This window comes from Roseovarius sp. MBR-154, from assembly GCF_053628595.1.
In genome coordinates, this window is the sequence record NZ_JBRJGR010000040.1 from 1 (window position 1) to 18,228 (window position 18,228).

Annotated in this window: 12 protein-coding genes, 1 tRNA gene and 3 pseudogenes; 4 read left to right on the forward strand and 12 right to left on the reverse strand. The window is 61.1% G+C overall.

Translation table 11 applies throughout. From position 1 onward, the window contains the following. Positions 1–378: 378 nt before the first annotated feature. The 8 genes and pseudogenes from ACSSV4_RS22330 to ACSSV4_RS22365 all read right to left on the reverse strand — a co-directional run bounded on the left by ACSSV4_RS22330 (position 379) and on the right by ACSSV4_RS22365 (position 10,203). Positions 379–1,577 (reverse strand): annotated as a pseudogene (locus tag ACSSV4_RS22330) (IS256 family transposase). Positions 1,578–1,808: 231 nt separating this feature from the next. Continuing rightward, entirely contained in the window at positions 1,809–3,758 is a 1,950-nt protein-coding gene (locus ACSSV4_RS22335; RefSeq protein WP_454277235.1) for a DUF3604 domain-containing protein, read from the reverse strand. A 34-nt stretch (positions 3,759–3,792) separates the two neighbouring features. Continuing rightward, on the reverse strand, positions 3,793–4,782 hold the full coding sequence (locus tag ACSSV4_RS22340) for a HupE/UreJ family protein (RefSeq protein WP_454277236.1): 990 nt from the start codon (positions 4,780–4,782) through the stop codon (positions 3,793–3,795). Next, complete coding sequence (locus ACSSV4_RS22345; RefSeq protein ID WP_454277237.1) at positions 4,779–5,654, reverse strand: peptidylprolyl isomerase; 876 nt, start codon at positions 5,652–5,654, stop codon at positions 4,779–4,781. The genes ACSSV4_RS22340 and ACSSV4_RS22345 overlap by 4 nt, the downstream gene beginning before the upstream one ends. A gap of 74 nt (positions 5,655–5,728) precedes the next feature. Then, entirely contained in the window at positions 5,729–6,265 is a 537-nt protein-coding gene (locus ACSSV4_RS22350; RefSeq protein ID WP_454277238.1) for a hypothetical protein, read from the reverse strand. Positions 6,266–6,474: 209 nt separating this feature from the next. Then, positions 6,475–7,245, reverse strand: coding sequence for a hypothetical protein (locus tag ACSSV4_RS22355; RefSeq protein WP_454277239.1), 771 nt, complete (start codon positions 7,243–7,245; stop codon positions 6,475–6,477). Positions 7,246–7,398: 153 nt separating this feature from the next. Next, a complete protein-coding gene (locus tag ACSSV4_RS22360; protein WP_454277240.1) occupies positions 7,399–8,889 on the reverse strand; it encodes a DUF1254 domain-containing protein in 1,491 nt (496 codons plus the stop codon). A 249-nt stretch (positions 8,890–9,138) separates the two neighbouring features. After that, positions 9,139–10,203, reverse strand: a complete 1,065-nt coding sequence (locus ACSSV4_RS22365) for an AraC family transcriptional regulator ligand-binding domain-containing protein (RefSeq protein WP_454277241.1) — start codon at positions 10,201–10,203, stop codon at positions 9,139–9,141. A 109-nt stretch (positions 10,204–10,312) separates the two neighbouring features. On the opposite strand from ACSSV4_RS22365, the gene ACSSV4_RS22370 reads away from it, so the two are divergent. Then, positions 10,313–11,833, forward strand: coding sequence for a DUF1254 domain-containing protein (locus ACSSV4_RS22370; protein WP_454277242.1), 1,521 nt, complete (start codon positions 10,313–10,315; stop codon positions 11,831–11,833). Positions 11,834–12,694: 861 nt separating this feature from the next. Next, positions 12,695–12,784, forward strand: a tRNA-Ser gene (locus tag ACSSV4_RS22375). 294 nt (positions 12,785–13,078) lie between these two features. Here the strand turns inward: ACSSV4_RS22375 and ACSSV4_RS22380 are convergent. Then, positions 13,079–15,079 (reverse strand): annotated as a pseudogene (locus tag ACSSV4_RS22380) (restriction endonuclease); the annotation flags it as partial. Here ACSSV4_RS22380 and ACSSV4_RS22385 point away from each other — a divergent pair. Beyond that, a complete protein-coding gene (locus tag ACSSV4_RS22385; RefSeq protein WP_454277246.1) occupies positions 15,048–15,266 on the forward strand; it encodes a hypothetical protein in 219 nt (72 codons plus the stop codon). The pseudogene ACSSV4_RS22380 and the gene ACSSV4_RS22385 overlap by 32 nt on opposite strands. A 24-nt stretch (positions 15,267–15,290) precedes the next feature. Here ACSSV4_RS22385 and ACSSV4_RS22390 read toward each other — a convergent pair whose 3' ends face one another. From ACSSV4_RS22390 to ACSSV4_RS22400, 3 genes are all read right to left on the reverse strand, one after another. Further along, positions 15,291–15,608 carry a hypothetical protein gene (locus ACSSV4_RS22390; protein ID WP_454277243.1) on the reverse strand — a complete coding sequence of 106 codons (318 nt, stop codon included), beginning with the start codon at positions 15,606–15,608 and terminating at the stop codon, positions 15,291–15,293. 83 nt (positions 15,609–15,691) lie between these two features. After that, positions 15,692–17,017, reverse strand: coding sequence for a recombinase family protein (locus tag ACSSV4_RS22395; protein WP_454277244.1), 1,326 nt, complete (start codon positions 17,015–17,017; stop codon positions 15,692–15,694). Next, a complete protein-coding gene (locus ACSSV4_RS22400) occupies positions 17,014–17,466 on the reverse strand; it encodes a DUF2924 domain-containing protein (protein WP_454277245.1) in 453 nt (150 codons plus the stop codon). The genes ACSSV4_RS22395 and ACSSV4_RS22400 overlap by 4 nt, the downstream gene beginning before the upstream one ends. Before the next feature lie 453 nt (positions 17,467–17,919). Here ACSSV4_RS22400 and ACSSV4_RS22405 point away from each other — a divergent pair. Then, a pseudogene (locus ACSSV4_RS22405) lies at positions 17,920–18,138 on the forward strand (hypothetical protein); the annotation flags it as partial. Positions 18,139–18,228: the final 90 nt, after the last annotated feature.

Consider the following 18,228-nt stretch of genomic DNA (forward strand, 5'->3'; position numbering starts at 1 on the left):
TCGACGGTGGCCGCCACAGTCACCACCGGCCGCGCGCTGCGCTACGCCGGGGGCTCCGCGCGCGGCCTCTTACACCAACCGTTGGGACACTGCCCGTTCGTGACGGTCCCGCAGTCACGGCGGAAACCGGGCCTTCGCTGCAACTGCTAAATCTCATGGTGTGATCAGCTGAAGCTGACATCAGTCCATACTTAGATTCCACTCTTTTCTGCACCGCCGAAAGGCCGAGGAGAGCCTAATTCAACTACTACTGAGTAAACCAAATTTTACGCAAAATGCTTGAAGCAGAATGCTATAATCTTTGTTGCCGAGGTAGTGCCCCGAGGAGTGGTGTAGGAACTGGCGTCCACCTGCTTCTTCATAGCTGGTGCTGCTCGTTCACTGAGCGGCGATCATCGCCGTCTCACTTTCATCGTGGCACATGGCGGTCAGCTTTTCCACCGGCATGTAGCGGCGGGAGACGGCGCATTCGTCGTTCTGCTCCAGCATCAGCGCGCCGACGAGCCGGATCACGGCTTCACGGTTCGGAAAGATCCCGATGACGTTGGTCCGTCGCTTGATCTCCTTGTTGACGCGCTCCAGCGGGTTGGTGCTGTGCAGCTTCGAGCGCAGGCTCTCGTCGAAGGCCGTATAGGCCAGCACGTCGTGCTCGGCCTCGTCCATGAGCTCAGCGAGATCGCGGAACCGCTCGCGCAGATTGTCGGCGACCTCGCGCCAACGGGCATGTGCCTGATCGCGGTCCTTTTCGGCGAAGGCGGTCTTCACCACCGCGCTGACCACCGGCTTGTTGGTCTTTCCCACACGGGCGAGGAGGTTGCGCTGGAAATGCACGCGACAGCGCTGCCAGCCGGTGCCCAGGACCTTGCGTGCGGCGGCTTTGAGGCCCTCGTGCGCATCGCTGATGACCAACTGCACGCCACGCAACCCACGACGCGTGAGAGACCGTGAGGCGAGTCGGCCCAGAACGTCTCGGCTTCGGAGGGCATGACAGTGATCCCCAGGATCTCGCGCCGCCCGTCAGTGTTGACCGCGACGGCCACTATCACCGCCATCGAGATGATGCGTCCGCCCTCGCGCAGCTTCACATAAGTGGCGTCGAGCCAGAGGAAGGGCCAGTCGCCCTCGAGGGGCCGGTTCAGGAATGCCTGTACCCTCTCGTCGATCTCCTCGCACAGCCGTGAGACCTGGCTCTTGGAGGTGCCCGTCAGTCCCATGGCGCGCACCAGATCGTCGACAGCCCGCGTGGAGACCCCGTGGATATAGGCTTCCTGTATCACCGCCATCAGCGCCTTCTCGGCTGTCCGGCGCGGCTCCAGGAACGTGGGGAAATAGCTGCCCTTGCGCAGCTTGGGGATGTTCAGTCCGATGGTGCCTGCCCGGGTATCCCATTGCCGCGGTCGGTAGCCGTTGCGCTGGTTCTCCCGGTCCGGGCTGCGCTCGCCGTGCCCGGCACCGCAGACAGCAGCCACTTCGATGTCCATCAGACGCTGTGCCGCATCCTGGATCAGCTCGCGCAGAAAATCGGCATCATCGCTCTTGGCGATCACGCTCGGAAGGTCAATCATGGTCTCGGTCATCGTGCTCTCCTTCGTTGTCATCGGTCTTTGAACAACCTCAGACTACGAAGAAGCGCGGTGGCCGCCAGCCCGGCCGCACGCTACGCTACGCCAAAAGGCTCCGCGTGCGGCCTCTTACACCACCCGGTGGGGCACTACCTGTTGCCGACTCTTATGAGTTCATGAAAATTCCTTGCGCGCCAAGTTTGTCCGGCGCGCAGGGCTCGACGAGGCCGAACAGGGCCCGTGAGTTCATTCAGTCGGAGTGTACCAGATCGGCGAGGTATAAGCGCGATCAGTGATGGTCATCTGCACGTCTGAAGCGGCGGTCACTCCGTAGTATTTCGCATCATGGGCTGTCCAACGCGGGGTCGGGATTTCAATTACACGCGCGTAGTAAAAAGCCTTCAGCGCCGGGTCGAAGTCTGGGTCCGACCAAACAGTGATCAGTTCCGGATCGCCGATCGTGTTGTTATAGCTTGCATCTGCCACGTTGACGGTCGAACCGACCGAGGGCACCTTTCCATCTGAACCGACTTGCCGGCGATCCGCATCGCCCCAAGCCACGTCATAGACTTTTTCCTGAGAGTTGCCCGCCGTATCGATCCAGCCTTTGACGATCTGAACCCGGTCGAGGTTGGCCCCGATCGGGTCTTTCAGAGCGGCGACGAGAAAACTCGGGGCCTTGCCTTCGGGTGCGTTTACCAGATCGCCGCCCATCGGAACGCCCTTGGAATAGCCAGCCTGCGCCGGGCGGCGCGTATCGGCATCCTCGGCGACGAAATCCCACCCGCCGAAGAACCGCACTGTGATGCGAGGGCCGCTGGTTGCGTAAGTTTCTTTCCGCTCCATCGCGTCGAAGATGGACGCACGGGTATTCTCGGTCGCCCAGACGACGGCAAGCCCAGAGGCCCCGACTTCCCACTCCATAATCGCGCCAATTTCTGTCTTGACGAAAGGCTTGGCGATCCGCTCTGGCCCAGGTTCCTGCGAGACCGTCTTGCCAAAGAAGTTGTCCTCACCAAATGACGAAAAACCGAGATGGGTATCGGTCGATCCTACCATGCCGAACTTATAGGGGTTTGTGCCAAGCTGGGTTTCCAGCTTCATCCCGTTCAGAAGGGCAGAGCGGGCGTATTCAAACTCGAGCATTTCGGGGGCCTTTGCCACCGTCATGGTGAGGTTGCCCTTGTCCCATATCTCGAAATCGGCGAACTCATCGTTTGGTGATAGGTTCGGATGCGCCTCGCTGGTGCCCTTGGTTTGGGTAACTTCATAGAGTCTCTCCCACTTCGCGCGCTCCGCCACATACTCAGCATCCACCGGCTTGCCGAACTGCTCGATGGTTGGGAACATCAGGCCGTTTGACAAGTTGCCGTTGTGCGCGATCGCCAGAACGTCGCCACCGGTTTTTTCCTCGTACGCGCCCATCCACTTCCACAGATCGACCGGGTCTTGGCTGCCATGTGGTTTCAAAGTAACCATCGGATCCATCTGAACAGCAAGGTCACCACCATCGCGATAAATCACATTGCGGTGCAAATTGTCCCCTTTGCCTACCTGCGAGGTCCATTCGTAGCCGATTATTGCGCTGAACTTCCCCGGCTCATTCGCCTCCTCGGCGGCCGCGATGATATCTTTCCAAGTGTCCCGATACAGCTTCGTGCCGGGTTGCGACATGATTTCGACTGGGAAGGTGCCATTCGAGAACGCAGTGATGATCTGGATGGCTGCTTCTGCTCCCTTGCCGTTTTGCATCAGATCGTACCAGCCTTTCGCCTGAGGGTTGGCAAGGATGTCGGGATTACCTGCGGCGAACTCGCTGAAAAAACCCATGTTGTCCGAATGATCGGTGACCACTGTGAAATCCAGCGGACGATCAATCCGGACTGGTTGGCCGGTGTTCGACTTGATTTCCTGGCCTTTGGCGTATCGATATGCGTCACGCGGCCCGAGAATGGCTCCAAAGGTCCCAGCGTCAAAAGAAAGCGTCGTGTGCAGGTGTGTTTCCCCGAACAAGGGCCGGTCGGGGAAATTGCGCCCTGCGTTTGGTGAATAGGGCGGGGTCACGTTGAGGACCTGTAGCCCAGAGGGATCATGGCCGTGAACGTCGGCTACTCCCGTTTGCGCAAACGATGGCGTCGCAGTGAGTCCGAAACAGACCGCAAACAGTAAAGCCTTTTCTGGTGTCTTGAGTTTCATTGTTGCCTCCTCAGGTCAGTAATAAAAGGAATATTCAGGCAGTAAGAACGCGCTCCAAGGTCCAGAACATGGCGACAGTACCGATGGCATAGGCCGGAAGTTGCCCGACCCAGTCTGGAAAACCTTTGGTAAAGGCGCGCCGCGTAAAGGCCAGCAGCGCCACGATGATGACCACAAAGCTAAGTTGTCCTGCTTCCACGCCGATGTTGAACGCCAGCAGCGCCAACGGAATATCGCCGAATGGCAGACCGATCTCACGCAGCGCCCCCGCGAACCCCAGCCCGTGCAACAGTCCGAACACGAAGGCCACGAGCCACGGCGCACGCGACGTCAGCCCAGGCGTGCCCTGCTGTAACAAAAGCATTTCGCGGGCGAGAAAGACGATGCTGAGGGCGATCACGGCCTCAACCGGAGCTTGTGACACCTGCAGGAAGCCGAAGGTGGAAAGGGCAAGCGTGATGCTGTGCGCGACGGTGAAGGCAGTAATGGTTTTCACCAGCTTCCAGCCGCGTCCAATTATCAGCGTCAGGCAGAGCACGAACAGCAGATGGTCAATACCAGCAAGGATGTGGTCAAATCCGAGAACTGCATACTCTGTCGCTATAGCCAGCGCACCTCGAGGGCCTTCAATTGACATCGTGGCAGTGGCCGGGCGCAAAATTTCGGTCTGGGTGTTCCCGTCGAGAAACTCGATCCGGACCAACACTTCGGCGCTGGTTTCGGGCAGCCGTTCAATGGAAAGCTGCTGGCCTATCAGACTGGCCCCGCCGCAATCCAATCGCATCCGTGTTACGGACGCTCCGGGAACCTGGCTCTCCGTATCGCGCGCAGGCGTGCAGCCGTCCGGCCAGCCGATGGTGAACTTGATAACGTACTCTCCGCGCATTGGGCGCTTCCATACAACGTCATACTGACCCGCGCTGAATTCCCGGATGTCGAGGTAGGCCGGACGCGTTTCATGGGCCGCGAGCGGCTGGCACAACCATAACACCGTGCAAAGTGCCGAAAGCAGCCAGCGGATCATGACCCGCTCCCTTCCGTCGCGGTGGCCGCGACAATGGGTTCAACCACGACCTCATACCGTTCCAGAAGCTTGCGATAGACGGATTCGTTTGCGTTCACGCGCTGGTCATACACCCAGTCGTCCTTGACGCGTTGGTGCACCTCTTCGAACGCGAGGCGTTCTCTGGGTACCTTTTCGGAAAGCCAGACAAGATGCAGGCCGTATCCAGACGGGATAGGGCCAGTCCACCGTCGTTGTTGCAGTTCTAAAAGTGCGGCTGCGAAGTTGGGCCCGAACATCGCCTCGACTTCGCGATCGCTTATTTCTTCGAAGCCAGCAGGCAAGGATGTTGGGTCACCAATCAGGTCTGCGCGCTGCGGCTCAGCTGCCTTTTGCAAGTCCTGAAGCGCCATCTTTGCATCGGCCAAGGCTTTCTCGCCCCGCCGGTCCGGGCTGAACAGAATGTGACTAAACGACAGTCGTGGCGACTTTGTGTATCGGTCGGGGTGGGCGGAGTAGTACGCACGCAGCGTGGCGTCATCAGGATCTGTGTCATAAGCAAGATCCTGTGTAACGAACTCATATTTTTGCCTGAGGTGGCGGCGAATCACGATGTCGTCGCGGTCCAGTCCAAGAGCCAAGGCCTCGCGATACAGCACCCGTTCGCGGACGGCTTCGCTGATCATGCTGTCCAATTCATCTTCGGTCGGTGGCCGTTGCCGTCTTTGGGTCCACGCCAGCGCCAGACGATCGACGTCGGCGGTTGAGATGACAATCCGACTTTCGAAGACGGCAGCGTCAGGCCCCTCTGCGTCAGCCAGGAAGCCAAAGATCAGGCTGCCCAGAACCACAAAATGCAGCAGCGGTTCTCGCAGCACTCTCTTCGGTTTCATTTGCTTGATCCTGCACTGAGAAGTCGTGCCCGCATTGCAGGCACGATCACTGTTTTGGCACCAGGAGTGGCCGATCAGGACCCCTGAAGTTTTGTCGTGCATTCGCGGGCCTCGTAGATCGCGTTGCGCACGTGATCGAGATTGACCTTCACCGTGAAAGGCTTGTCCGGGAAGACGACCATTTCCTTTTGCTTCTCGAGATCGAGCCGCAACTGCTTCTTGTTCTCGTCGCTCGCAAGCACGTAGCCGCCCTGATAACCGTCCGACGCGCCATGCACGACGGCCTTGGACTCGCCGACATAGAGGTTTCCGTTGACCAGGATCGCGACAGCATTCGTGCCTTCTTCCAGTTCGATGCCTTTCTGGAAAATGCCGATATAGCCGTAGTCGCTGTCCTTTGTCAGACCGATCTGGACCAGATGGCCCGCATCATCCGAGCGCGAAATGAAGCACGAGCCCCGAGTGCGGTTCTCATGGACGACCCAATCACCAACGTTGCGATACTGGGCGATCTCGTCGCTGTTCAGGGGCAGCACGTCCTGATCCGCTGCAAGCGCGGGCGTGGCCGCGACAAGCAAAAAAACGGCGAGGGATTTCGTAAAGATATTCATGTATCTTCTCCAGGGATTTGGGCTTCGATGTATAAGAAGCTGTTCAATTCTGAGGGTCGTTAAGTAGGCTGGCACTGGCAATCTCCAGCCCAGAGCTGTCGTGATGTTGCGTCGGGTCAGTGAGTTGCACTCATCCTTTCGGAAACAAGAAGGTGATTGCACTGGCGCAACCTCATTGTCAGACGCTATTTTCATGGTCTTCACCTTCTTCAAAACCGCATGGTAATGCCGAATACCGGTCCGTACATTTCAAGGTCGAAGTCGGCGTTGCCGCCGCCATAATCAAAAGACATGTAGCGAAACCCGGCATTGGCGCTGAACCGCTCACTGAACGCGTATTCCACGCCACCGAAGATATCGAAGGACAGGTCCGACCCGACACCGAAACCGCCGATGCTGGCGAACCCGCCCAAGGAAACCTTTTCGCTGAGCGTCATACGCCCGCGCAGACCGATCATCGGATCAAACCAGGTTTCATCTACCCTGGCGTCGAACCCAGCCCCGACGGGGCCACCGCCAGCGAGCCTGACATCCGTCGAGACATCGACCAGTCGGACGCCGCCATAGCCCTGCAGCAGCGTGCCGTTTCCCTCATGCAGCGCATAGCCAAGGGCGGCTGTCGCAAGCAGCATTTCGACATCGACCTTGGCCGCTCCGGCGAATGGCCCGCCGAGTGTGCCCTTCTCGCTCAGATCGGTGTAGAGGGCATCGTAGAGAAAGCTGAACTTTCCAAAGCGGCTCTCACCTGCGAGCATAACGGTGAAGTCGAGCGCATCGATGATGTCACCGGGCGTCGCTGATGATTCAGCGGAGTTACCGCCGCTGCCCGTCACCTCCGTGTCTATCCAAGGTATGAGACCGTAAAGCGTTACGCTGTTCTGGTAATCCTGCGCCGTGGCCTGTCCCGCCGCCATGACCATCGTTGCCGCCGTTGCAACGCTGGCCAAGCGTGCCATATGGCTTTGCGTCTTGTTTTTCATTCCGAATACGTCCTTGCATTTGCGCTTCCGCTGTTCGGCAGGCTCCAGGCGCGTATCAACTGAAACCTGCCGAGGCTCCCCGGCATCATCTTCAAACCCTGGGACGATAGATATGTTGCTGGCGTTTCTCGGTCGCCGGCCTGCTATCGTTTGCTACTCGGTGCGCTTGATCGCCGGCGGTGACCACGAACCGTTCAGCACCTCGTCCTTGGGCCAATAGAGGCGCATGACCATGTAGATTGGTCCATCCGGCGCCGGCAGCCAGTTCGCTTTCTGGTCCAGGTCTGTGGGCTCATCCTTCTGGATGTAGAGGGTCAGAGACCCGTCGGCGTTTGTTTTCAGATCCGGCAGCATGGGCGAGTTGATCAGGTAGCGATCGATCGGATTCTCGATGAGCAGCTGCGTCTTGCCGTCATACATGGTCACCGACCAGAAGGCGTTGACCGGCGGAAAGGCGTCCTTCGGGAAGGTGAGCGTGTACTTGGCCGTGCTGCCATCGAGCGGCTTGCCGTCGCCGTCGTTCCGAGTGAACGGATAGGTGGCTTCGGCCGGGTCGTTGGCCAGAATGCCGGCCACCGCGACCGCGGCGCGCTGTGTCCAGTCGCCGGCATACACGTCCCGGTCCCCGACCCCGGAGGTCACGATGACCCAGCCATTGTCCAGCTTGCCCATCTTTTCGATCTTAGCCTTGATGGCCTCTTGAGCCGCCGTGCCGGCCTCGGCCATCGCCGCCTTGTCGGCGTCGCTGAGCGCGATCGTCGGGAACGGTTTGCCGGCCTCGATGCCGATCGTGGCGAATTTCGCGCGAAGTGGGTCCTCAACGGCCGCCGGGCCGGTCGCGGGGGCGAACTGAAGAAGGAAGGGCAGGTAGCTCAGCACATCCTTCTTCTCGGTCGTTGCGTCGATCGTCGGCCAATCGATCGCGGGCGGTTGCGCCGGGGTCGGCTCGCCAATGAAGGCGGACAACGGCTTGGCCTCATACTGCGCCTGGATCGCCTTCACGTTGTCGATGTCGGCTGCGTTAAAGAGCTGCGTCCGGTAGGTGGCGAGCGCGAACTCTGTCTCCGAGGTGAAGACCTTGGCGACACCTTCGGGCGTGTCACCCGTCCAGTTCGGGCCGGCGACGGCATAGCAGCCGCCGTCGTTGCCGGTGGCGCGGCTGCCGATATAGCCGAAGTTGAAGGTGTAGAGCGACGTCAGCATGACCGAGAAATAGCGATCTTTCTCGATCTCCGGGACGCACAGGACCACAGGCTCGGCGCGCAGATCGAAGAAGACGAATGAATAGGGTGTGTCGCTGTTTGGCGTGATGACCGCGGTGTCGGCTGGCGTGTACACGCTGGCTTCGTTGGCGATCGTGTTGAAAGGCGCCTTGTATTGGCCTGACTGTTCGTCAATCGCGTATTGGTGCATGATATTGTAATACATCGACATCGGCAGGCCGTAGATGATCGCCTCTTGCGTAATGTTCTTGATCTCGTCGGTGGTCGGCGCGGCCTGGGCCACTGGCGCGGTCGTCAAAAACGCGGCTGCGACAGCGGCGGCGGCGGCACTTCGAGTGATTGTTTCGGGCATATCTGTTGTCTCCGTCAGGCTCGGATGAGAAGGAATTCGCGTCTCGTCCGGCCAGAGTCTCAGTTTCACTCAAACCCTCCCGGCCGGGCTCGAGCGCAGTGCACCCCAGTTCCGGGCATAGTGTTCTGAATGATACTGCAGACTGGCGACCACCGCTTCGCTTTGGAGGACAAACCGCCGCTCGTGAAATCGTGCTGCGCAAGAAGATGTCGAGCGTCGTCGCAAGGTTCGGTCCGGGAAAGGGACAGCGGCCCGGTGCCGACCTGCGGGCATGGCACCCCGTCGGCCCAACAGTGAGACTCCGCTGGCTAACGGTCGTCAGAATGCCGGACCACTCGTTCGCGTCGCCCTTCGCCAATTCGATGGCGATGTCCCACTCCATCGTCGAAACGCCCTGCTGAACACTCCAGGGGTTTCGAACCCGAGGAAGCCCCCCACTTCCGCCACAGGGATGTCGGTCAGTTCAAGTAATTCGCGCGCCACGGCGTATCGAACGCTGTCGCGCAGGCGTTCAAACGTCTCTCCCTCCTCTGCCAGCCTGCGCCGCAGAGTTCTTGGGTGCAGGCCCAGGTCTTTGGCGACGGACGGCATCGTGGGGCCGTCGTAGTGGAGTTTTTGCCGGATCGCGTGGCTCACCTTGGCCGCGAGATCCGGCTTGGCCGTCAATAGCGCGTCTTTAATGATCGCGAGCAGGCGCTGCCGCTCGACCGGATCGGCTCGTGGTGGCTCGATCCCCATTGCGGTGGCTTCCACGATCACCCCAGTGCGGGGTTGGTTGAACCGCGACGGCAACCTCAACAGTTTGCCGTAGATCGCCCTGTCATCATCCGCGCTGTGGGAGAAATGAACCTCGATCGGTGCGGCGGTTCTATTCGTGAGCTCTTGAACCATGCGTATGCCGATGCAGACGATCGTATCGTAGAGCACGCGCGTTCCCGGCGAAGATACATCGTAGGTCCCGTATCCGAAGTCATAGTCGTCGCCCAGCTGGTTCAGATACACGATCGCGCCGCTCGAATACCCCGGCTGCCAAGTCACGCAGTCGACCAAGGCCTGTTTGAGTGTCGGTGCCGAATGCATCAGCTCCCCGATGAGGCCATGATGCCTGACCAGGTCGAAACGGAGCCCAAGCAGAAGGCCGATGTGAGGACAACCAGAGATCCTTGCCGCGCGATTGAGGACGTCCAGGAGGTCGGGGAAGGAAAGGTGCAGGTCCGGTGACAGCGATCCGGGGTTGATCCCGCTGCCTTCGAAGACCGCGTCCACATCCACTTCAAGGTCGTGCAGCAGACCCGGTAGTTCGACAAGCGGTCCGATCCGCTGCGTCGTTATGCGGCGCATGACATCGACAAGGGCGTTTTGTCCTCGAAAGAGAAGCGGCATTCACAGCGATATAGTATTGGTGTGAAAACATATCAAAACAAGTCAATGACGGGCGGATGCTCGTTTTTTGCTATCTCTACGAACCATTTCGTCATCAAGGGGACCTCTTATGAAACGGTTTATTCTGCGTGCCGGGTTGCTTGGCCTGGGAGTCATCGCCGGGAGCCAATCGATTGCACAAGGCACCCCGACCTACTCAGCCGATATTCCTGCCAAGATCACAACGCCGGACAGTGCCGACACCCGTATCGGGACGCTGACCTTCCGCAACGGGGCGCCCGACGAAGCGACGACCACGACGATATATGACAACCTCGACTTCATGCGAGGCGTCCAGGCCTTTCTGATCGGCATCTCAGCCACTTCCGTCCGCGCCGCCTGCAACGGGTTTGACAGCGTGGGCATCAAGGCCAACGAGGGCATGGGCCTGACCGAGGACCTGATGGATGCGCGCTCGCTCTTCCTCACACCCAACACCACGACCGTCTACGGCTTTGCCTGCCTCGACCTCACCGCGGGCCCGATGGTCCTGACCGTGCCGCCGGGCGTTCTCGGCCCTGTGGACGACGCGGACTTCCGCTGGTTGAACGACGTGGGCCTGACGGGGCCGGACGCCGGCAAGGGCGGAAGCTACCTCTTCGTGCCCCCGGGCTACACGGGCGCGCTGCCCGCCGAGGGCTATTTCGTCAAGCGCCCGGCAACGAACACGCTCCTCTTCTTCTTCCGTGCCTTTGTGCGGGACGGCGACATCAAGGCCGCGGTCGATGGCGTGAAGGCGGGCACGACCATCCACCCGCTCCAAGCGACCGCGCAAGGCGGCACCCCACCCGCGGTAACCTTCGTGAATACTTCGGGCCTGCGCTTCAACACGATCAGCGCCAACGACTTCAGCTTTTTCGAGGAACTGAACGAGGTCGTGCAGGCCGAACCCGCCGACTGGGTGGATCCCGACACCGTGGGCCTCTTCGCCTCCATCGGCATCCGCAAGGGCGAAGCCTTCGCGCCGGACGACCGGATGAAGGCGATCCTGACCGACGCGGTGGCGGTCGGCAACGCCACCGCCCGGACGTTGCTCTTCGCGCCCCGTGACGCCGAGACCTACCTCTATTCCGACCGCAAGTGGTTCGCCCCCTTCGTCGGCGGCAGCTACGCGTTCCTCGACGGTGCCGAACGCCTGCTTGATGCCCGGACGATGTTCTTCTATTACGCCACCGGCATCACGCCTGCGATGGCGATGGCCAAGCCTGGCTCAGGCTCCGCCTACGCGGGCACTTTCCGCGACGTGACCGGCGCAATCCTCGACGGCGGCAGGACCTACAAGATAACGCTTCCGGGCCCTGTCCCGGCCAAGGATTTCTGGTCCTTCGTCGTCTACGACAACCAGACCCGCTCGCTTCTGGAGACCGACCAGAAGCTGGCGGGCGTCGACAGTACGAGCCGGGAGCTGAAGGTAGACGCCGATGGTTCCGCAACGGTCCACTTCGGCCCAACCGCGCCCGAGGGACAGGAGGCGAATTGGGTCCAGACCATGCCGGGCAAGGGCTTCAACGTTCTCTTCCGGCTCTACGGCCCACTCGAACCCTGGTTCGACAAAAGTTGGAAGCCAGGGGACTTTGAGCCTGTCGACTGACCGTCCACAACGGACAGTCAAGAAAGCAGGAGCGCTTGGAGTCCTTGGACTCCAAGCATGGGCGTAAAGTGACGAATCATGATGTGTCGGCAAGTCACGACCAGCACTTCCCTTCCCATTTAATCCCTGGAAGGTCGTCTCTGAACGCTCCTGCCAAGACAATGCGCTTTTGGCTGATCGTTGTGTCAAAAGACAATCTGAAGAATTGCTCTCACTGCCGTCCGCTGTCCCGCATTGCTGCCACTCGGACCTCAAAAATGCTGCGCGATGCGTGAATGACCGGTTTGGTGAAGCTGCGTTGCAGCGTCGCAACTGACTGCGGAGGTCGGCTCCTGGCCGTCCGTGACGAGGCGAGACACGCTGCATGCGCGAATTCGAGGTGGCGCGCCGCAGTCAGTAAGGGCTCCCAGCGGACCTTCGCAGTGACTGAGCGAGCGTGCGATTGCTGCATCGCTGGGGCTTGGGAAAGGAAGCTTTGGAACCTATGTTTCAACGCAAAGAACTGAATCGTTGCGATGCGTGGCGGAAATAGGTTCTTTTATTGGCCTATGCCGCCACCTCAAGTGAAGCGGGACTGACGTTTCAACTTCGTGAAAATGATGTTTCGGCGAGGCCGTTCGCGGATAAGACAGGGTGCTTGCTCACCTGATTTCGGCTCTCGATAATCAAGCCCAATGTACTTCCCTTGTCCATAAACTGGCGGCGGCCGAGCCAATGACTGTTGACAGATTATTGCCAAACACTGGGGGATTTCAGGTAAAACTTGGGAAACATATGTAATTTCTGGAATGCATCTTGTTGAGCAAGAAAATCGCCTTTTTAGCCTTGTTTCTCTGGCCATGCCCCTCTAAACGGGTCAGCGGAGACGTGGCCGAGTGGTCGAAGGCGCTCCCCTGCTAAGGGAGTAGGCCCGGAAGGGTCTCGAGGGTTCGAATCCCTTCGTCTCCGCCACTTGCCCCCGCGAAAGCGTTCTCCCGATCCGGCTGCGGCCGGATTTTTCCGTTGTTTTCGAGGCTTATGCGAGAGGGGCTGAGCACTGGCACCGGCGCCAGAAGGCCCGAAAGCGGTCTCTCAGGGCCGATATTCTCCGGACCTCTCGACTGCCCGATTTTGGTGTAGAGCCTGTAAGTCTCAGAAAATAAGGGAACAAATCGAAGGCTGACCTGAACACTTCGATGCTAGTGGCGCCATCGAGATGGAACCGGGATCGAACAACTCTGTCGCGCTCTGGCCGAAACACGAGCTCTATTCTGCTGGCTCGGCGACGGTCGCGTGCTTCGTGATGATGTCCTGCACCTCACCCGGCTTGAACGCGACATCCCAAGTCCAGCGCCCGAAACCGCCTGCTGCGTTGATCGCCTTCACCCATTCGTTCAGCGCGTCCCGCTTCGCCTTGTTCTGAGGACTGTCGGTGCCCTTGATCTCGAGCGCGAGGATCGTGCCGCCAGCAAGGCGGACCAGAAAATCCGGGACATATCGCCGCCGGGAGCCCGCCCACATGTAATAGATCTGAAAGCCCAAGTGATCGTTCTTGGCGTATGAGAGAACGTCATCGCGCTTCTCGAAGACATTGGCCGCGTGGCCTTCCCAGGCAGAATCTCCCACCAAATGGCTGATGTGCGACTTGGTCGTCGGGAAGCACGGCTTGGTCGTGTACCAAGTGCGCATCAACCCGGTTGCACCGATCGGGCTTTCCTCGTCGAACACCGGCGTCAGACGTTCAGTGTTCTGCTCGGTCACGTTGCTCAGCACATGTTGGACCACGAGATCGATGTTGAGCGCGATGAGGATACGCCGCCGAAGCGGATCGGAGTGAAAGAGCGATGGGATGTCGAGGCGGTCTGAGTTGAGGAACGCCTCGACGATCCTGACCAGTTGCGCCGCCAGATACTCGTGTGTGCCGGTGAACCCATGGCTCAGCTCGGCAAATGCCTTCCGTGCAGCCTGGAATACGAGGCGCTGCAGACGGAAGCCATCCGGTAGCTTCTCAAGGTCGATCGCGGTGACCTTGCCCATGTCCGTCGCGCCGCCGAGCGCCGGGGCGAGTTCGGCGCTGATCGGTGTGCTGGCGGGATCGAGCAGGAGCGGCTGGACCTTGCTCCAGTCGATGGCGAGCTCCGGTTTGACGACCGTCTCCACGCGCAGCACGTTCGGCCAGCGAAGCTCCAGATGCGCGCGGTCGGGCACTACTTCGATCTGCGTGGTGGGCTTCGGCGGTGGCGGCGCCTCACCGCCTTCGCCGGTCTCCGAGATAGAGAGCGGCACGCCGAAGACGTTGACGTATTCGGGCAGGAACAGGCCGTTCTCGTCAGTGTCGTAGGACACCCGACGCAGTCCGCGTCCGACGACCTGTTCGCAGAGCAACTGGGACGTGAAAGCCCGGAGCCCCATGATGTGCGTCACATTCTTGGCGTCCCATCCCTCCGACAGCATCGCCACCGATATGACGTTCTGAAGGTCTTGGCCGGCGGCGCCCCTTTTCCCGACGTTGTCCACGATCTCGCGCAGCAGTTCCTCCTTCTTCAGGGCAAGGAACTGCTGGCGCCGGGTTTCGGGAAGGTCTGCGGCGTCGATGATATCCTTCAAGCGCGCCTCGTAGTCCTTGTCGGATGAGGCGGTCTCGCCGATCTCTGCCTTCTCGAGCACCTTCGAGTCGACGCGAAGCGTCCGGTCTGGCGCGTGCAGCTCGGGCCAGTGCGCGTCGCCCTTGTTGAAGTAGTTCTCGATGCGGGCTGCGGTCTCGGTGCGATTGCAGACCGTGAGCATGACGGGCGGTGAATGATGCCCGGCCTCCTGCCAACGCGCCCGGGTTTCCCGCCAGTCGGCGCCGAGCAGCGTGTAGGCGTCCTGGACCAGCTTCGGCAGCGCCTCGTGCGGCTCAGCCTTCGCCCGGTTCAAGTCCTCGGAGACGGATGGATCACGATAGATGTGGTAGAGCTTCGAGCGCAGCGTCTTTGCGTCCGGAACAGCGTCGTCGCGCACGACGACCCGGGGCGTCTTCACGAGCCCGGCCTCGATCGCGTCGTTCAAACCGAAATCCGAGATGATCCAGTCGAACAGCGCCGTGTCGGTGCTCTTCTTCCCTGTCGGGGCGAAGGGCGTGGCCGAGAGGTCGAAACAGCGCTGGATGCGCCGGGTCTTGTGGATTCGGTCCAGACCCTCGATCCAGCGCGTGGCTTCATCAAGGTCGATGCCCTGTTCGGCTGCCGCCTTCTTGCTGATCTTCACCTCGGGCGGTTTGCGATACGGCTCCGGCACCGAAACGATCCTTTCCGGGTACGTGGAGGACATGCACGCTGTACTCAAGGCGTTTCTCGCGATGGCCGGCGCGTTCGCGCGTCGGAAGCTGGGCAAGGATTTGTGGTCTGAGTTTGTCGCAGATGTCGACGCGAAGAAGGCCTTCACAACCCGAGCCGGCGATATCTGGGCATGAACACTGGAGTGATTGAGCCAGACGCTAGATGTCACTCGTCCCGGGCTGCAGGAATCGTATCCGCTGTTCCTTCCAGTCCAACGGGAAAGGATCCATCATGTTCGCAAGCGTGACGCTCTCAGGCTGGCGGCCGTCCATGATGGCATCCACGATTTCCGGGGCCAGCAGCGACAGGCGCAGAAGCCGCGCCATGTAGGTGAAGGCGATGCCCTCTCGCTCAGCCAGTTCGGAAATTGACGCGAACTCGCCAGACTCCAGCATCCGCTTCCAGCGGAACGCGCGGGCCAACGCCTTGACCAGCGTGTTGTCCGTCCGCCGCGGTTGCGTGGCGCCCTCGGGCATCTGCATCTCCTTCCGTCCGCCACGCTTCACGATGCGAAATGGGACGTGGAGCGTGACCGTCTCGGGGATCGGAGCCCCGCGGGTCATGCAGCTTCTCCGATGTCGCCGGCCAGCATCTCGCGGGCCAGACCGCTGAGCCCGTCGACGCGCAGCCGGACGTTGAGCCCGTCCGTGCCGATGTCCACGCGCTCGACCAACAGCGCCACGATGCGCGCCTGTTCGGCAGGGAATAGCTCGTCCCATAGCGGATCAAGCTGTTGCAGTGCCGTCCGGGCGTCGGCCTCGGTGACGTCGTCGACGTGGACGCGTGCTGCTTTCCACGTCCCCGCCACGATCTCGGGCTGGCGAAACACCGCCCGCAGCTGGTCGATGACGGCGGCCTCGATCTCGCCCGCGGGTACGCGGCCGACCGGGCAGGACCCGGCGCCGTGTTTCAGCACCGTCTGGCTGACGTAGTAGCGGTACAGCCGGTCGCCCTTACGCGTATGGGTCGGCGAGAACGCCGCGCCGTCGGGTCCGTACAACAGGCCCTTCAGCAGCGCCGGGGTCTCAGCGCGGGTGCGCATCGCCCGCTTGCGGGGGCTTTCCTGAAGGATTGCATGGACGCGCTCCCACGTCTCGCGATCGATGATGGCGTCGTGCTCGCCGGGATAGCTCTCGCCCTTGTGCACCGCTTCGCCGATATAGGCGCGGTTGTTCAGCATACGGTAGAGGTACTTCTTGTCGATCCGGTTGCCGCGCGGCGTGCGGATGCCGCGCTTCGCGACCTCGCGGGCCAGTTCCGTGCCCGATCCGATCTCGAGGAACCGGGCGAAGATCCAGCGGACATGCTCGGCGGCTTCTTCATCGACCACCAGCTTTCGGTTCTCGACCCGGTAGCCGTAGGGCGGGACGCCTCCCATCCACATCCCCTTCTTCCGGCTGGCGGCGACCTTGTCGCGGATGCGCTCGGCCGTCACCTCGCGTTCGAACTGGGCGAACGAGAGCAGAATGTTCAGCGTCAGCCGCCCCATCGACGTGGTCGTGTTGAACGACTGGGTGACGGAGACGAACGTCACCCCGTTACGGTCGAACACCTCCACCAGCTTTGCGAAGTCGGCCAGCGAGCGGCTAAGGCGGTCGATCTTGTAGACGACGACCACGTCGACGAGCCCGTCCTCGATGTCCTCCAGCAGTCGCTTCAGGCCGGCCCGTTCCAGAGTCCCACCCGAGATCCCGCCGTCGTCATATTGATCGCGGACCTGCACCCAGCCCTCGGAGCGCTGGCTGGCGATGAATGCTTCGCAGGCCTCGCGCTGGGCGTGGAGCGAGTTGAACTCCTGCTCAAGCCCTTCCTCGGACGACTTGCGCGTGTAGATCGCGCAGCGCTGTTTCCGGATCATTCCTGCTTTCGAGGGGGCCTTCGTCATGTCCGCGCCCTCCGGTTCTTCAGCCCAAAGAACACCCACCCGTTCCAGCGCGTGCCGGTGATGGCGCGGGCAATGGCCGACAGCGACTTGTAGGGCCGCCCCTGCCATTCAAAGCCGTCGGCGGCGACGGTGACGACATGTTCGACGCCCTGCCACTCGCGGATCAGCCGCGTGCCGGCGATGGGCATGGCGTCCGCGCGGATCCGGCTCTTCTTCCGGTCGCCGCCATCGAGTTCCTCGCCCAGCCGCTCAAGGCGCCGGATCGTCTCCGGCTTCAGCCCGCCATAGGCCAGTTCCTGGATGCGGTACGCCAAGCGGGACTCGAGGTAGCGGCGGTTGAACGGCGGTGGTTCGCTGTCGAACAGGTCGCGCCACTGCGCCTTCAATTGCGGCGTCGTGGCGGTCTTCAGCGCGGCCAGGCGCGCGGGAATGGGATCGTGGGTCGTCATGCGGGTCTCCGGTGAGTTGGAGTTGCATGACGGCATTGGTCGGCCGGAGAGTGTAGGTGAATTTCTCCAGTATCGTCAGAAGCTTCGCCGCACTCGCGCAGCCGCAACCGGACAAGCCCCAGCGCCAGCAGACCGCACAATTCGGCGCGGCGCTCGGCGGGGGGCATCCGGTCGGGCGACAGTGGGTTCGAGCCCAGCCATGGATATGTCGGTGCGTTTCGCATGGGGGAAACGCTACCCGCGCACCCTTTGAAAACAATCAGAATCAAAGACTTATGGGAGTTCTGCGTAAGCCCGCGCAGAGGATGGGAACCGGCGGAGCCTTAGTGACGTATCGCCGGCGTGATCTGTGCATCGGTGTCGAGAGTAGGCGTCATCGAGGAACCGCTCATCCAATCCTGGCGGCGGCGCATCGCCTTCGCCTTCCTGTTTCCGCAACGCTGAGACCTGACCATGGCCACCCTCGTTCTCGGCGCCGCTGGCGCCGCCATTGGCGGCAGCATCGGCGGCGCGATCCTCGGCGTCAGCGCCGCAACCATCGGCGGGTTCATCGGCTCCAGCATCGGCTCGGTCGTGGACAGCTGGATCATTTCGTCGCTGGCGCCGACGCAGCGCATCGAGGGCGCGCGGCTCGACACGCTCCGCATCACCTCGGCCACCGAAGGCGCGGTCAGGTTCAGCGTGTCCTGAAGCGTTTCGCGCTGGCGGCACTTGCCGGAGAACTGGCCACGAAGAATGGACTGACCGACTGGCCTGCAAATG

Excerpts from the sequence above, each read along its gene's own strand:
- ACSSV4_RS22335 (WP_454277235.1), bottom strand. The coding sequence starts at position 3,758 with ATGAAACTCAAGACACCAGAAAAGGCTTTACTGTTTGCGGTCTGTTTC.
- ACSSV4_RS22340 (WP_454277236.1), bottom strand. The coding sequence starts at position 4,782 with ATGATCCGCTGGCTGCTTTCGGCACTTTGCACGGTGTTATGGTTGTGC.
- ACSSV4_RS22345 (WP_454277237.1), bottom strand. The coding sequence starts at position 5,654 with ATGAAACCGAAGAGAGTGCTGCGAGAACCGCTGCTGCATTTTGTGGTT.
- ACSSV4_RS22350 (WP_454277238.1), bottom strand. The coding sequence starts at position 6,265 with ATGAATATCTTTACGAAATCCCTCGCCGTTTTTTTGCTTGTCGCGGCC.
- ACSSV4_RS22355 (WP_454277239.1), bottom strand. The coding sequence starts at position 7,245 with ATGAAAAACAAGACGCAAAGCCATATGGCACGCTTGGCCAGCGTTGCA.
- ACSSV4_RS22365 (WP_454277241.1), bottom strand. The coding sequence starts at position 10,203 with ATGCCGCTTCTCTTTCGAGGACAAAACGCCCTTGTCGATGTCATGCGC.
- ACSSV4_RS22370 (WP_454277242.1), top strand. The coding sequence starts at position 10,313 with ATGAAACGGTTTATTCTGCGTGCCGGGTTGCTTGGCCTGGGAGTCATC.
- ACSSV4_RS22390 (WP_454277243.1), bottom strand. The coding sequence starts at position 15,608 with ATGCCCGAGGGCGCCACGCAACCGCGGCGGACGGACAACACGCTGGTC.
- ACSSV4_RS22395 (WP_454277244.1), bottom strand. The coding sequence starts at position 17,017 with ATGACGAAGGCCCCCTCGAAAGCAGGAATGATCCGGAAACAGCGCTGC.
- ACSSV4_RS22400 (WP_454277245.1), bottom strand. The coding sequence starts at position 17,466 with ATGACGACCCACGATCCCATTCCCGCGCGCCTGGCCGCGCTGAAGACC.